Source organism: Flavihumibacter sp., assembly GCF_036676075.1.
Lineage (GTDB): Bacteria > Bacteroidota > Bacteroidia > Chitinophagales > Chitinophagaceae > Flavihumibacter.
In genome coordinates, this window is sequence record NZ_JAKFDQ010000009.1 from 376,103 (window position 1) to 392,160 (window position 16,058).

Annotated in this window: 11 protein-coding genes; 7 read left to right on the forward strand and 4 right to left on the reverse strand. The window is 43.7% G+C overall.

What is annotated here, in order from left to right; all coding sequences use genetic code 11:
- Positions 1-24: 24 nt before the first annotated feature.
- Genes V6M43_RS10425 through V6M43_RS10445 form a run of 5 tightly spaced genes read left to right on the forward strand, consistent with a single transcriptional unit; the run spans position 25 to position 8,986 of the window.
- Positions 25-933 carry a hypothetical protein gene (locus tag V6M43_RS10425; protein ID WP_332734985.1) on the forward strand — a complete coding sequence of 303 codons (909 nt, stop codon included), beginning with the start codon at positions 25-27 and terminating at the stop codon, positions 931-933.
- A complete protein-coding gene (locus tag V6M43_RS10430) occupies positions 930-4,568 on the forward strand; it encodes a BamA/TamA family outer membrane protein (RefSeq protein ID WP_332734986.1) in 3,639 nt (1,212 codons plus the stop codon). The genes V6M43_RS10425 and V6M43_RS10430 overlap by 4 nt, the downstream gene beginning before the upstream one ends.
- Before the next feature lies 1 nt (position 4,569).
- The gene (locus V6M43_RS10435; protein WP_332734988.1) at positions 4,570-5,862 is read left to right on the forward strand and encodes a Pycsar system effector family protein; all 1,293 of its coding nucleotides are present in this window, start codon (positions 4,570-4,572) and stop codon (positions 5,860-5,862) included.
- A 12-nt stretch (positions 5,863-5,874) separates the two neighbouring features.
- Complete coding sequence (gene ppk1 / locus V6M43_RS10440) at positions 5,875-7,902, forward strand: polyphosphate kinase 1 (RefSeq protein ID WP_332734990.1); 2,028 nt, start codon at positions 5,875-5,877, stop codon at positions 7,900-7,902.
- A complete protein-coding gene (locus V6M43_RS10445) occupies positions 7,895-8,986 on the forward strand; it encodes an adenylate/guanylate cyclase domain-containing protein (protein ID WP_332734992.1) in 1,092 nt (363 codons plus the stop codon). Before ppk1 ends, V6M43_RS10445 begins: the two co-directional genes overlap by 8 nt.
- Before the next feature lie 9 nt (positions 8,987-8,995).
- Here V6M43_RS10445 and V6M43_RS10450 read toward each other — a convergent pair whose 3' ends face one another.
- On the reverse strand, positions 8,996-9,490 hold the full coding sequence (locus V6M43_RS10450; protein WP_332734994.1) for a hypothetical protein: 495 nt from the start codon (positions 9,488-9,490) through the stop codon (positions 8,996-8,998).
- Between the two features lie 18 nt (positions 9,491-9,508).
- Positions 9,509-9,781, reverse strand: a complete 273-nt coding sequence (locus V6M43_RS10455; RefSeq protein WP_332734996.1) for a hypothetical protein — start codon at positions 9,779-9,781, stop codon at positions 9,509-9,511.
- A 172-nt stretch (positions 9,782-9,953) separates the two neighbouring features.
- On the opposite strand from V6M43_RS10455, the gene V6M43_RS10460 reads away from it, so the two are divergent.
- Positions 9,954-10,379 (forward strand): response regulator, encoded by a 426-nt coding sequence (locus V6M43_RS10460; protein WP_332734998.1) that lies wholly within the window; start codon positions 9,954-9,956, stop codon positions 10,377-10,379.
- Positions 10,380-10,517: 138 nt separating this feature from the next.
- Complete coding sequence (nifJ, locus tag V6M43_RS10465; RefSeq protein ID WP_332735000.1) at positions 10,518-14,090, forward strand: pyruvate:ferredoxin (flavodoxin) oxidoreductase; 3,573 nt, start codon at positions 10,518-10,520, stop codon at positions 14,088-14,090.
- A gap of 77 nt (positions 14,091-14,167) precedes the next feature.
- Here the strand turns inward: nifJ and V6M43_RS10470 are convergent, their stop codons facing one another.
- Both V6M43_RS10470 and V6M43_RS10475 read right to left on the reverse strand, forming a co-directional pair.
- Complete coding sequence (locus V6M43_RS10470) at positions 14,168-14,632, reverse strand: hypothetical protein (RefSeq protein ID WP_332735002.1); 465 nt, start codon at positions 14,630-14,632, stop codon at positions 14,168-14,170.
- A gap of 9 nt (positions 14,633-14,641) precedes the next feature.
- Complete coding sequence (locus V6M43_RS10475) at positions 14,642-16,048, reverse strand: NADH-quinone oxidoreductase subunit N (RefSeq protein ID WP_332735004.1); 1,407 nt, start codon at positions 16,046-16,048, stop codon at positions 14,642-14,644.
- Positions 16,049-16,058 lie beyond the last annotated feature (10 nt).

Here is a 16,058-nt window from a genome sequence, read left to right on the forward strand (position 1 = left end):
CTGTGAAGGCCATTTTTTTGGATCATGAAATTTTCATCCAACCATATTAATCCATTGAACTATATAATAGGACTTATATCCTTAATGTTAAGCCTTTTACTATTTTCCTGTGAGCCTGTAAAAGATGAAAAAGGAAAAAAGGAAAAGCCCGGGAATGGTCGTGTTATGCATAGTATCAATGGATATAATCTGGAAAACCCCTTGTTGATCAATCTCCCTTTATCACTCTCAGAAGTGTCCGGAATCGCATTTTACGACAAGGACACTTCTCTTTTTGCCATCAATGATGAATTCGGCTTTCTTCATAAAGTACGACTCAATCAACCCGATTCTTCCGGTATGTGGAAGTTTGGTCCTCCCGGCGATTATGAAGATGTGGTACTGGTAGACAGTACCTTTTATGTGCTGGTTAGTGATGGTAGTATCCTAACTATTCGCTTTGCTTCTTATGATTCATTGTCAGTCACAAAATCACAGATACCCGAAACGTATAAAGGCGAATATGAGATCCTTTATTATGATTCATCCGATAAGAATTTATACCTCATCTGTAAGGATTGTGAATCTGATAAAAAATCGGCCCTTACTGCAATTAAATTTGATCCCGCCAACAAGGTATATGCAGAGGGTTTTATGATTGATGTAAAATCAATAGCCGGCATGGTAGGTAAAAAAAAGATGAAATTTAAGCCAAGCGCAGCGGCATTACATCCTAAAACGGGCGAACTTTTTATTGTATCGGCCATTAATAAAATGATTGTTGTAGCTGAAAGATCCGGCACTCCATTAAAAGCATATGAAGTAAATGAACAACATTATAAACAACCAGAAGGAATTAGTTTCAGTAAGGAAGGAGATCTCTTCATCTCCAATGAATCGGCTGATATAGGAACAGGCAATGTTCTTTTCTATTCTTATAATGCAAAACCATGAGGAAGTATTTAATCATTTTAACTGCACTTTTTTTCCATTTATCACTGTTCGCTCAAACAGATAGCATAACAACCAGGATCGTCCTGATAGGAGATGCTGGTGCCTTGGTAAATGGCAGGCAGCCGGTAGTAGACGCTGTAAAGAAGAATATCAAACTTGATAGCAACACCACCGTATTATATCTCGGTGATAACTTATATAAAGATGGTCTGCCTGATGAACAAATGCTTACCTATATGGAAGCGAAGGTTCAGCTCGATTCGCAATTACTCATTGCAAAGAATAGTGGCGCAACGGTTTATATGATTCCAGGCAACCACGACTGGAACAATGGAAGCCCTAATGGCTGGAATGCAGTAGTTCGTGAGCAACAGTATGTGCGCTCCCTCAATGATCCTAAAATACATTTCCAACCTGAAGATGGTTGTCCGGGGCCTGTTACAGTTGATCTGAATAAAGATGTGATGATGGTATTATTTGACAGCCAGTGGTGGATACATACCAATTCCAAACCTACTATCGAATCTGATTGTCCAACTAAGACCCGTGAAGATGTATTAAATGAACTTCAGGATATTGTTGACAAGAATGGTGAGAAGCTGATCATTTTTGCTGCACACCATCCTTTCCGAAGTAATGGTATTCATGGTGGATTTTTTACCTGGAAGCAACACCTTTTTCCCTTTACCGATCTTAATAAGAAGTTATATATTCCATTACCCATACTCGGTTCTGTATACCCGATAGCCCGCAGTGTTTTCGGCACACCACAGGATATGAAACATCCTGAGTATGATGGAATGATCAATAGCATTGAAGGAGTTATGAAAAAACATCCCAATGTTATATTTGTACATGGTCATGAACACAATCTCCAGGAAATAAAAGATACCGCCCATTACTATATCGTTAGCGGTGCCGGTTGCAAAACTACCCGTGTCTCCAATTCAAAATATTCAACCTTTACATCCTCAAAGCTTGGCTTTGCTGTTCTGGAAGTGGCCAGAAATAAGAATGTATATTCTAATTTCTATGAAGTGGAACCCGATTCCATTCATATGGCGCATAAAGGTGCCCTCCTGAATTTCACAGTTGAGAATAAACCAGAAACCGATAGCGGTACAGCAAAAGTTGTTTATTATGATGGTCCTGATTCTGTGTTGGTAATTGCGAGTGAATTGTATAATGATCCAAAACCGATGCAGCGCTGGATGCTGGGTACCAACTACCGGAAGGAGTGGGGTACACCGGTTAAAATGAAAGTTTTCAATGTGCGGCAGGACCCCCGCGGTTTTGATGTGGAAAGCATGGGTGGTGGTAAACAAACCAAGAGCCTGAATCTTACTGATAAGAATGGTGTTGAATACAAACTCCGGACTATCGACAAAGATCCGGGTAAGGCCATTCCACCTAACCTGAGAGGTACATTTGGAGAAGATATCGTGCAGGACATGATCTCTGCCTCCCATCCCTATGCCCCTCTTGTTGTTCCTCCCATTGCCCAGGCAATTGGTGTAACAGTTGCCAATCCTCAGTTATATTATATTCCTAAAACATCCTATCTCGGCCAATATAGCGGAGTGATGGGAGATAAGATCGCTTTCCTCGAAAAAACGAATCCGCTGGATAAAATTGATGATGACAAGAGTACAGCGAAAGTGATCACCAAAATTATTGAAGAACCACAGAACAGTATCGATCAGCCAACAACCCTGAAAGCGAGATTGCTCGATATGCTGATCGCAGATTGGGACCGCCATTTTGACCAGTGGAAATGGGTTAAGACAAATGATGATGTTTATCGTCCTATTCCCCGCGATCGGGATATTGCCATGTTCAAATCTGATGGTGTATTACCCTGGTACCTGGCCCGTAACAGGATGCCTTTCCTGAAAGGCTTTATTAAGAAAATGCCGAAAGAAGAATACCTGGCATTTTCTGCCCGCGATTTTGATCGCATCTTCCTCAACCAGCTCGACCGCGAACAATGGGATAGCATAAGCCAGTATGTACAAAAACAAGTTACCGATGCGGTGCTTGATTCTGCAGTGAATAAGATGCCGGAAGAAGTAGTTGCCTTTGGTGGTGATATTATGAAGGAAACCCTGAAAAGCAGACGTGATATTCTCAATAAAGAAGCACTTGATTATTACGATTTCCTGGCTTCCTATGTGAATGTTCTTGGCACAAACCTTAAGGAGACCATTCACATCGAAGAAGCGGATGAAAAAATAAAAGTGAATGTTTACCATACTAAAGAAGATGGCGATACCATTTACACAACGTTTACCCGCACCTTTGACCCCAAAATCACAAAAGATGTAAGGATCTATGGTTTTAACGGAGATGATATCTTTATTGTTGATCCGGAGGTTAAAAGTAATATCTCCTTTAGACTGATTGGTGGCAAAGGCGTGGATTCATTTGATATCAAAGGCAGATCGCGCGTGTTCATCTATGATTTCAAACCCGAAGGAAACCGTGTGCTCGATGACGGTAACGTAAAACTTCGTCTCTCAGATAACCCTGAAGTAAATGCTTTTAAAGCTGTGGAATTTAAGTATCCCATTTCAAAGTATCCACGTATCCAGCTCGGGTTTAACAATGAGGATGGCTTTATGATAGGCACGGGACTTTGGTTACAGAAACATGGTTTCCGGAAAGAGCCTTACAAGTATGACCAGAAATTCAGGTTTCTCTATGCCGTGTCAAACGGTGCTTACCAGATGAATTACAGAGGTAGTTTCATAGACGCCTTAAAAAATACAGATATCGTAGTGGAAGGAGATTATGTTCATCCAACGCTGAATAATTTCTTTGGATTAGGAAATAACACTAAATACGACCAGGACAAAAATATTCGTTATTACCGCACCCGTTACAATATGGTTACCGGAAATGTATTTCTTCGTAAGAAATATTTCGGAAATTTATTACAGGTATTGGCAGGCCCCACTTTCAACCATTATTGGATCAACCAGAATGACAATGAGGGAAAGATACTGGAACATCCCGCTGCTGTTGGATTAGACAGCATACGTTTACATAATAATAAGGCATATGCGGGTGCAACCCTGCGATTGCTGATCAATAATCTGAATAATGATTTCTTCCCCACAAGGGGGGTAGATTGGGCTACAGAGTTTACCAGCCAGTTGGGAATGAGTTCTCATTCAAAGAACTATACGGCCCTGAAATCTGATCTAACCCTTTATACCAGTGTACAAAGAAAACCAAGAGTGGTTGGTGTGTTCCGGGTAGGTGGTGGAAAGATCCTTTCAAAAGACTATGAATTCTTTCAGGCAATGTCGCTGGGTGCTAACAACTACCTTCGTGGTTTCCGGAAGAACAGGTTTGCCGGTGGCTCTTATATGAACACGGGAATGGAAATGAGGCTTCGGTTGTTCAATCTGAAATCTTATATCCTTCCCGGAACAGTGGGCGCCATTGGATTCGCCGAAATTGGCCGGGTATGGTATGAGGGAGAAGAATCCAGACGTTGGCATCCTTCTTATGGTGGTGGTTTTTATTTCCTTCCCTTTGACATGATGATGGTGAGTGCATTGCTGGGCTTCTCAAAAGAAGACAGGATGATCAATATGTCACTGGGAACCAAACTTAACTTTACATTTTAATATGAAATACGACCTGATCATTGAAAATGTACAGAAATATGTTACCAATCTGTACGAAACCCATAAAGACCGCGCATTATATTACCACGATCTTGAGCATGCAGCCAGCGTTGCCGGTTATTGTGATGAAATGTCGGCACATTATAACCTGGAAGAAAAAGACCACTGCATCCTTCTTTGCGCCGCATGGTTTCATGATACCGGTTACCTTCTCACAAAACCTGAATTTCATGAAGAGAAAAGCGTTGAACTGATGCGCAATTTCTTCACAGACTACATTGCTGCTGAAGAAGCCTTACAGGAAATGGTGGATGGAATTGCCGATTGCATCCTTGCTACCAAGATTCCCCGTCATCCAACAAACCTGGTACAGGAAATATTGTGTGATGCCGATATGTATGAACTTGCAACTAACAAGTTTTTTGAAAACAATACCAATCTCAAACGGGAGATGCGAAAGACCCATGGTTATGAAGCCAAGGGCTGGAAAAAAACAACATCAAAATTCCTGAAAGATCATTTTTATTTTACAAAATATTGCCAGGAAAAACTCTCTGCAGGCCTTAAAGATAATATCAACAAGTTTTCAGGTAATGATCAGAAAGTTGAGACTGACGAACAACAGATAGCAGTAACCGATAAAAGCGGCAAGAAGGCAAAGTTCTCTTTTGTACCGGGTAAGGAACAGGCGAAATCGGGCGATAATGATAAAACTTCCCTATCCTTTATTAACAAGGGAATACAGACCATGTTACGCCTTACTTCTGAGAACCATATGGAACTTAGTGCCATGGCCGATGGTAAGGCTAATATCCTGATCTCCGTGAATGCCATCATCATTTCCATCATTCTATCGGTCTTGCTCCGCAGGCTGGAAGTGGACCCCCACTTAACCATTCCAACCCTGATATTCCTTGCCTCCTCAGTCGTTACTATTATTGTAGCCATTCTTAGTACCCGACCCAAAATGTCGCAGGGTGCTATCATAAAAGAAGATGTTCTTTCCAAGAAGACCAACCTGCTCTTCTTTGGAAACTTCTACCGCTCCTCTCATGAAGATTACAAATGGGCCATGAGCGTAATGATGAAAGATCCCAATTATATCTACGGCTCTGTGGTTGATGATATTTATTACCTGGGTGTGATACTGGGAAGAAAATATCGCCTGATCCGCCTTGCCTATAATGTATTCATGATTGGTATCATCGTTTCGGTCATTGCCTTTATCATAGCAATATTATGGAAACAACAGGCAGGCGATGCATCCGCCAACACGCCACAATTCCCCCTATAAGAACTACATAAAATGAAATATTTCAGCAGAGACGAAAGCTGGCTTGGATTTAATGAAAGGGTGCTCAGCGAAGCCACCAATAGAGATCTTCCCCTATATGAACGCATAAAATTTCTTTCCATATATTCTTCCAACCTGGATGAATTCTTTAGTGTGCGCTACCCCGTTATAATGGCAGCGCGGAAACTGCCCGATACACTTCAGCTGAACCAACATACCATGTATGAGAAAATTAATGGTCAGCTCGAAAACTATGGCAGGATATTACAGGAACAGATATTGCCTGAGTTGGAGGAAAATGGTATTCATCTCTATTACAAAGAATCATTTGCTCCGGAACATATAGAATTCATTAAGGAGAAATTTTACGCGGGAATACTTTCATTTCTGCGTCCGGTTTTTTTGTATAAGGGAGATGTGAGTCGGTTCGTTCCGGAAAATGACCAGATCTACCTGATCATCGATTTAAAAAGTGAACAGGATGGTTCAGGTCATCTTGCCGTTGTCAATATCCCCTTTAAAGATGGGAGCCGTTTTATTGAATTGCCAGAACTGAATGGTAAGGACCATATCGCTTTCATTGATGATGTGATCCGGGAAAATCTTTATTGTCTCTTCCCCGGCTATATCGCTGCGGGCGCCTATAGTTTTAAACTTTCAAGGAATGCAGACCTCGAACTGGAAGATGAATTCACCGGCAACCTGCTTAAAAAACTGGAGGAAACGATCAGTAAGCGTAAAACCGGAATGCCATCAAGACTTCTTTATGAAGCAGCGATGCCGGAAGATATCCGCAAAGAATTACGACATACTTTCGGCCTGAAAAAAGAAGAGATGTTCCCCGGTGGGAGGTATCATAGTCTTAAGCACCTCATAGATCTTCCCGATTTTGGAAAGAGACTTAATGCAGTTTCACAGCCACCCCTAAGGTCAGGTGCCAACTGGGAATGCGGAAATATTTTTGATGCGATCCGTCAGAAAGATATCCTTCTGCATCTTCCTTACCAGAGCTATAATCCTGTACTCGCTTTATTTAACCAGGCCGCCATTCATCCGGATACCACGGAAATTTATCTGACCATATACCGCATTGCAGCCAACTCACATATCGCCAATGCATTGATCAGTGCCGCACAAAATGGCAAGAAGGTTACTGCCGTAGTTGAACTTAAAGCAAGATTTGATGAAGAGAATAATATTTCGTGGAGCAAAAAACTAAAAAAGGCCGGCGTTAAGATTGTATATAGTACCGCTGCTATTAAAGTACATTCCAAAACAGCGCTCATCCGGATGAGAACACCAACCGGTAACAAAGATTATTGCCTGATCAGCACCGGTAATTTCAATGAAATAACAGCAAGATTTTACACCGATCATGTGTTGCTTACTTCTAAAAAAGAAATAGGGGATGAGTTACACAAGCTCTTTGGATACCTGGCAGGTAAACACAAACCCGGTGTAGAAAAGCCCGCTTTTAAAGAACTTCTGGTGGCTGGATTTAATATGGTTGATGCATTTGATGAATTGATCAGCAAAGAAATTCAAAAAGCAAAAGAAGGCCGGAAAGCCCTCATACGCATTAAGGTCAATTCACTGGAAGAAAGAGATATGATCGCGAAACTTTATAAAGCTGCCGCGGCAGGCGTAGAGGTTCAATTGATTGTTAGAGGTATATGCTGCCTGGTGCCGGGGCAACCCGCTCTGCAGGATCGTATCAAAGTAAAAAGGATTGTTGGAAGATACCTTGAACATTCCCGCATCTTTATTTTTGGTACTGATGAGGAAGCTGTTGTTTACATGGGCTCTGCCGACTGGATGTACCGCAACCTGCACAAGCGGGTAGAGGTATGCGCGAAGATTTCTGACCGCGATTGCCGTAAACAGCTAATTGACTATTTTAGTATCCAGTGGGCCGACAATTACCGGGCTGTTGAAATTGATGAGTTGAATAGTAATGTTTTTTACCCGACACCGGTCGCTGATACTAATTCCCAGACCGCCATATATAACTACCTAAAAGAAAGCCAAACCCTTGCCTGATATATTCAAATTGTTCAGAGACAACCTGCAGCGTTACCGTTTCAGGCTTGTATTGATAACGGCTTGCTTCTGGACCCTTGTTGATATGTTGTTTTTGGTGATGACCTTTGATGATATTTTTATCCCAAAAATTGCTCCACATCTTGTTGACCCGGGCCTTCTGTTATGGCGAACAGTAGTGGTTTTCTTCCTGAGTTTTGCAACAGCATATTTGATGGTGTATAAGCTTCGTAATATTTATTTCTCTAAAGGATTCTTCGTTCGTTTTATATACCGCAGCTTACTCATTCTCGGATTTGTACTGATCTACTGCCTGCTTATCGGAACCATCCACCTCATGTACAACGACCAGGAGAATCTTTTTAATGCGGTTCCTGCAGCAGTTATGATCATGTTCCGAACCAACTGGTTCATCATTAAACTCGTGTTCTGGCTTATCGTTTATTTTGGAACGCTGGTGATGTATGAAGTGTATGAAAAATATGCTCCCGGCACCTTCTTCCGGATCCTGACAGGAAGGTATCGCACACCACAGCAGGAGAATAGGATCGTTATGTTCATCGACCTTAAAGATTCAACCCCCATAGCAGAAAAGCTGGGACACGAGGCTTATTTCCATTTTATACGCGATTTTATCCTTGACCTCTCCACTGCATTAGTTGAAAACCGGGGCATCATTTACCAGTATGTAGGAGATGAGATCGTTGTATCCTGGACAACCAATCCCAAAAATGTAAAGAGATGTATCCGCTCGCTTGTAGAAGCCAGAAGATTGGTACAGAAGGATGGAGACCATTACCGTCGTGAATATGGGATCAATCCCGAATTCCGATGTGGTATTCATACCGGTATGGTAACGATTGGCGAAATCGGATTGGTCAAGAAAGACCTTGCTATGAGTGGCGATACCATGAATACTGCTGCCCGCATCAGATCGGCCTGCAATGATTTCAATGAAAAGTTCCTTCTCTCAGAAGACTTCCTGAAACTCAGTGATCTGAAAGATTTCCAGGTAAAATTCCTGGGGAATGTTGAGTTGAAGGGCAAGTCGGCCGAAATTAAATTATACGCCCTCCAGGTATAATTAACCAACTCAGCTTATTGAGACATGGTTCATCAACCCGACTGTCAGGTTCTTCCAATGCATTTTGGTGAAATCAGTGAACGCCACCAAAAATGCACTGATTACAGTACCCTTCCGGTGTAGTATAAAATTAGCAGATGGAGGTGTCATCTGAAGTTTATAAGCATTGCCTGGTTTCGGAGTAGCCCTCACCTTAATAGAAATAGATTCTTCATCGGTAAGTTTATCAACCGACCTTCTGATACTCTCAAACTCTGCATAGAGAGTATTATTACTTTCCATACTTCCCTTTTGCGATACTGGCAGGTTGAAATAGTTGCCACTGGCGGCGGGCCCTTCCACCGGATCTCCATCTTTGGTAAGTAAGGAAAAACGGGTAGAGGGTTCACCATATACCTTATGCCAGTTGTTCACATCCAGTAAGCGCCGGCTGGCCAAACGAAAAAGGACACGGGCCTCCAGTAGTGTAAGGCCGTTTGATTCATAAATGTATTGTGCTTCCATGAGGTAAAAATTGAGAATTTAATTCCTGGGTTTCCTGACACTGTCCACCGATTTGGAGGATGAATCCGTAACTGTATGTAAAGAATCAGGCCCGGTGCCGGTCTTAGATAATGTATTACGCTGGGGATAGTCTGATGCAGGTTGGGCATATTTTGCTGCGTTCAGTGAATCCTGGGCACTCAGCCCACTGTTCACCTCAACTTTCTTGTCAGCCCTTTCGCCGCAGCCGGTCAGGGTAAACACACCCATCATAAGCATGGCGGGAAGGGCCAGGAATATGGCTTTTTTCATTTGCTGCTTTTTAAATCCTTATCCAAAGAGCATACCACCAGATGTGTAAAAATTATTGGGGTACTATTTGTATATTAGTGGGTGAATTCAGAATATGGCAAAGCTTTTGTTTAACAATGTAGAAGCGTATCTACGATATTTGTACCACTAAATTTTCAACTAAAAGCTCCGGATGAAACCTCTAAGAATATTTGTGGCCGATGATGACGAAGATGACAGGTTCCTGATCATGGAAGTACTCAAAGACATTGATCAGAGCTTTGATCTCTGCTTTTTTACTGACGGTACCGCACTGATGGAAGGGCTCTCCAACAGGCCCGCAGAGGAACTCCCTGGAATCATTATCGCCGATCTCAATATGCCGAAGCTGAATGGACTGGGCGCGCTGAAAATGAGTAAAAAAATGGCGCAGCTCCGGAATATCCCCTTTTTCATCCTTAGTACTTCAAGCGCTGAGCGCGATATGCAGGAAAGTATTAACTCCGGCGCGGTCGACTTCCTCGTGAAGCCTAATACCTACGATGATCTCCTGCTGATATTAAACAGGGCAATAAGCACCGTGTTTGGTAATAACCAGCCTCGTTTTGCCCATGGCTAACCTGGCCTGGGCCTCCCTGACCTTATAATTATCATTACCCGAACCGTCAAATAACAGCCCTGGAACTGATCCAGGTCATGCTTTACGGTTCCGGAGTTGGCTAGCTTTCCGGTTCAGAATAATTCAAACCAGAAAGACATGCAAACAGCTGCAATTCCGGCTCCGGCAACATTTACCAATGGTAAGAAAAAGGGACTTTCCATTATGGATGGAAATGAAGCCGCGGCCTATATAGCCTATAAAACAAATGAAGTTTGTGCCATCTATCCCATCACACCCTCTTCCACCATGGGCGAGTGGGCCGATGAATGGAGTGCCAAAGGCATGAAAAACGTATTTGGACAGGTTCCCCGCGTAATGGAGATGCAAAGCGAAGCGGGCGCTGCTGGCGCTGTTCACGGTGCACTGCAAGGTGGAACCCTTGCCACCACATTCACTGCCTCACAGGGCCTATTGCTCATGATCCCTAATATGTATAAGATAGCCGGTGAACTCACGCCCGCCGTCTTTCATATTGCTGCCCGAACACTGGCAACCCATGCGCTTTCCATCTTCGGCGACCATTCTGATGTAATGGCCGTTCGCTCAGTTGGCTTTGCCATGCTATTCGGCAATACTCCCCAGGAAGTAATGGATATGGCCATGATATCCCAATCAGCCACCCTCAATGCAAGGATCCCTTTCATGAATATTTTTGATGGCTTCCGTACCTCCCATGAACTCGGAGAACTGGAAGTTATTCCCGATGAAAGCATTGAAGCGATGATAGATATTGACGCTGTGAATGCCCATCGAAGTCGCGCCCTCTCTCCCGATAATCCATCTATCCGCGGTACTGCTCAAAACCCCGATGTCTATTTCCAGAACAGGGAAGCAGCCAACACCTTCCATAATCGTGTACCCGAGATCGTTAAAGAAAAAATGGACCTGCTCTTCACCCTCACCGGCAGGCGCTACCAGCTTTTTGAATATTATGGCCATGAAGCAGCCGACAGGCTGATCATTATCATGGGCTCCGGATCAGGAACAGTGAAGGAAACGGTCGATTATCTTAACAGCCGTGGTGAAAAAACCGGCGTATTGATCATCAGATTGTTCCGTCCATTCTCTATCAAAGATTTCCTTTCCGTTATTCCAAAAACGGTTTCTTCTATAGCCGTGCTTGATCGCAGCAAAGAATCCAATGGAATTGGTGAAGCACTCTATATGGATGTGGTGAACGCCCTGAATGCCGAAGCTTCTGATTTCAATCCCCGCGTCATCGGCGGCAGGTACGGTCTCTCTTCTAAAGAATTTACGCCCGCCATGGTTAAATCCATCTTCAGCGAGCTGCAGAAAGAGTCTCCTAAAAAACATTTCACCATTGGTATCGACGATGATGTTACCCACCTCAACCTCGAGTATGACAAGCAATTCTCCCTTGATGCGCAACACCTGTTCAGGGGACTGTTCTTTGGACTGGGCGCCGATGGTACAGTAAGCGCCAATAAGAACTCTATCAAGATCATCGGAACCAAAACAGATAATTATATACAGGGATATTTTGTCTATGATTCTAAAAAATCCGGCTCTCTAACGGTATCGCATCTGCGCTTTGGTAAACATCCCATCCAGAGTGCCTACCTAATCAATTCAGCCAATTTCATTGCCTGCCATCATTTCAATTATCTCACCCGCTACGATATCCTGAAGGATGCAGAGAAAGGCGCTACCTTCCTGCTGAATGCTCCTTATGATAAAGAAGAACTCTGGGAAAAACTACCCCGCAAGATCCAGGAAGAGATAGTAGAAAAGGAACTGAAATTCTACGCTATCAATGCGCATGCTGTTGCCCGTGAAGCCGGTATGGGATCACGTATTAACACCATCCTCCAAACCTGTTTCTTCGCCATCAGTAATATCCTTCCCCGCGAAGAAGCCATCGCCAAGATCAAGGAAGCCATCTATGAATCTTACTGGAAAAAGGGTGAGGCAGTAGTTCAGAAGAATTATGAAGCCGTTGATAAGACCCTGGCCAATTTATTCGAGATCGATTATAGCGGATTTGAAATTGGTAATGTTCCGCTAGAAGGCATGATGCCCGATGCAGCACCCGATTTCGTGAAAGATGTATTGAGTAAGATCATTGCCGGTAATGGCGACGACCTGCCTGTAAGTGCCTTCCCGGTTGATGGTACATTTCCTTCCGGTACCACGCAGTGGGAAAAAAGAAATATCGCAGATGCTGTTCCGGTTTGGGATACATCTTTATGCACCCAGTGTAATAAATGTGTGATGATCTGTCCACATGCTGCTATTCGCGCCAAGATCTATGATAAGACATTACTGGAATCCGCGCCATCCACTTTCAAACATATGGACCCGGTAGGTAAGGAGTGGGATAAAACAACAGAGGCCTATACCCTCCAGGTTTCTACCGAAGATTGTACAGGATGTAATCTCTGTGTTGCTGTGTGTCCTATCACCAGCAAAACCGACGAACACCATAAAGCAGTAAACCTTTATGAGAAAGGTGGAATACAGGAAGCAGAAATCCAAAACTGGGAATACTTCCTCACCATCCCTGAAGTTGCCCGCGAAAGGGTGAACCGCAATACAGTAAAGGGATCTCAGTTCTTCCAGCCGCTGTTTGAATTCTCAGGCGCCTGCAGTGGCTGTGGTGAAACACCTTATCTCAAACTGCTCACACAATTGTTCGGCGAAAGAATGATTGTTGCCAACGCTACTGGATGCTCTTCTATTTTTGGTGGCAACCTTCCAACAACACCGTGGACCATGAATAAGGCGGGCCGCGGACCAGCATGGGCCAACTCCCTCTTTGAAGACAATGCCGAATTTGGTCTGGGTATTAAAATGGCGAATGACCGTAAACGTGATAATGCCGTTTCACTGCTGCACCAGATGAAGGAAGAGATCGGTGAAGACCTGGTGGATGAACTGGTGAATGCACCGGAAATTACGGAAGCCGATATTAAAGCCAAACTTGAACGTATAAAAGAACTTAAGCAGGTGCTTTCTGCCAATCCAACATTTGCTTCCAAAAACCTGATGCACCTGGCCGATTTCCTCGCAGCAAAATCAATGTGGATCATTGGTGGGGATGGATGGGCTTATGATATTGGATACGGCGGACTTGATCATGTACTCTCCACTGGCGAGAATGTAAATATCCTCGTGATGGATACAGAAGTTTATTCCAATACCGGCGGACAAAAATCCAAGTCAACACCCATCGGTGCCAGTGCCAAGTTCTCGGTGAATGGTAAGAGTACCGGTAAAAAAGACCTTGCCCTGCAGGCCATTGCCCATGGCACTGCCTATGTAGCACAAATTGCGATGGGAGCCAATGATAGCCATACCATCCGGACCATACTGGAGGCCGAGGCTTTCCCCGGACCATCCATGATCATTGCCTATGCACATTGCATTGCACATGGAATTGATATGGGACATGGTGCTGAAGAGCAGGAGAATGCAGTTAAGTCTGGCTACTGGCCGCTCTTCCACTATAATCCTTCCAAGCCAAAGGGACAACGATTTGTAATTGATTCAAAAGAGCCAACGATGGAATTAGCTGAATTCATGTACCATGAGAACCGCTTCCAGATGATCAGGGCCAAAGACCCTGTACTGGCCGAATCATTCCTTAAGCAGGCTGATGAAGCCAAGAAGGAAAAGTGGGATCGCCTTCGTACACTTACTTCCCTATGATTCCCCTAAGGCCCTGAACCAAAGAGGCTGTCTAACCAGACAGCCTCTTTTCTTATTGAACGGGGGTTAGTGAGCAACTATGCTTTGTCGTAATAAGGGATCTCATCATTTGATACGGCCTCTTTCTGCTGCCAGTAGGCGAGGGTAACGATATGTCCATCGGGGGTTTTTAGCAGTCGCCCGAAAATGGCATTGATAGGGTTGAACATTACATTGGTAACGCCAATGGTATAGGTTTCCGGTGCTGATGGCGGCGGCGGTGGCGGAGCAATTGGTGCTTCTGCCGCGGGAGCTTGTGTTGCTGCTTCTGCTGAAGGAGCTGCTTCTGTTGTTGCTGTTGCAGGAGCTGGTGCTGCTGCAGGGGCGGGAGTAGCCGCTACTGGTGCTGCCTTTACCGGCGTTGGAATGGCAACCACTTCATACTTATTGAACTCGAGCAATGGCTTAAGAAATGCCAGCCTTTCTTTAGAAGCATTCTTTTCCACTATGGCGCATTTGATGCCATTCAGTTCCTCAAACTCATGATTTTTATTGATAGCCATAAGATCTTTTTAAAAGCCAATACTCAATGATTGAATATAATCATACACATAACGTACAAAACCTGTGAACACTATCCCCGCCAGGCAGAGGTATAAAGCAAGCTTTGGAAATACAGGTACCGAAAGTTTTTCAATGGGATGATCATTGCTGTCCATGAAAATCGCTTTTACAATTCGCAGGTAATAATAAAGGGAGATGATCATGTTCAGCGCAGCGATCGTTAAAAGAATATAGTTGCCTTTACCCGCACCCGCCAGCAGCAAAAAGAACTTACCAAAGAATCCAGCTGTTGGTGGAACGCCGGCAAGTGAAAACAACCCAATGGCCAGTACCCAACTCAAAACAGGATTGGTCTTGTAGAATCCTTTATAATCGCTTATTCCTTCCCGGCCAGTAGTGGCACTTACAAACGATACCACTCCAAAGGCAGCGAGATTGGAAAAGATATAGATCAGCACAAAATATACAACAGCACTGCTGCCTGCCGACGAACTACCGGTTATACCTACCAGAATAAAACCTACCTGCGCAATAGAAGAAAATGCAAGGAATCGCTTGAAGTTTTCCTGCCTGATGGCAAAGAGATTTCCTACAATAATTGTCACAACCGATAACAGGTACAGCATATTGTACCAGCTTTCTGCAATGGGCTTGAATACTGTATAAAGCACCGGCACCAGTACAAATAAAATGGCTCCTTTTGATATAACTGAAAGATAGGAGGTGACCGCTACCGGTGCTCCTTCATATACATCGGCCGTCCACAAATGAAATGGCACGGCAGATATTTTAAAGCCAAAGCCTGCCAGCAATAAAACAAAGGCAAACAACTGCATCGGATCAGCACTGTAACTGGCTGCTATGCCCGCAAAGCCTAATGTTCCGGTACTTCCATATACCAGCGAGATACCGAATAGCAACAGCCCCGATGAGAAGGCAGAAGAGATGATCAGTTTCATCGCAGCTTCTGAACTCTTCCTTTTGGCAAGGTCAAAATTTGCAATGGCCGCAAGGGGAATAGTAGATAGTTCAAGGCCCAGGTAAAACATCAGCAGGTTGCCTGCCGATATCATGAAGAACATTCCCAGCAGCGTACACAACAAAAGAATATAAAACTCCGCAACATGTTTATGGTCTTTCAGCCAGCTCCATGATTGCAGCGAAATGATAAGGGTTCCGAGGTTAAGTATATTTTTTTCGAGGATGATCAATGAATTGGTATGGTACATTTCGTTGAAGAGCATTCCCTCCATGCTTCCCAAAAATCCAGCAACAAAATTTATGGCCAGCAACAGGTTCACCAGGTTCAGGAAAGCACCATTGTCCATATCCTTCGCGATCTTCAGTGTAAGCAACACAAAGATGATGAGGGTGAGCAAAAGCTCCTGTTTCATTATAATCAATAGATCGTTCATCGCGTTGGAT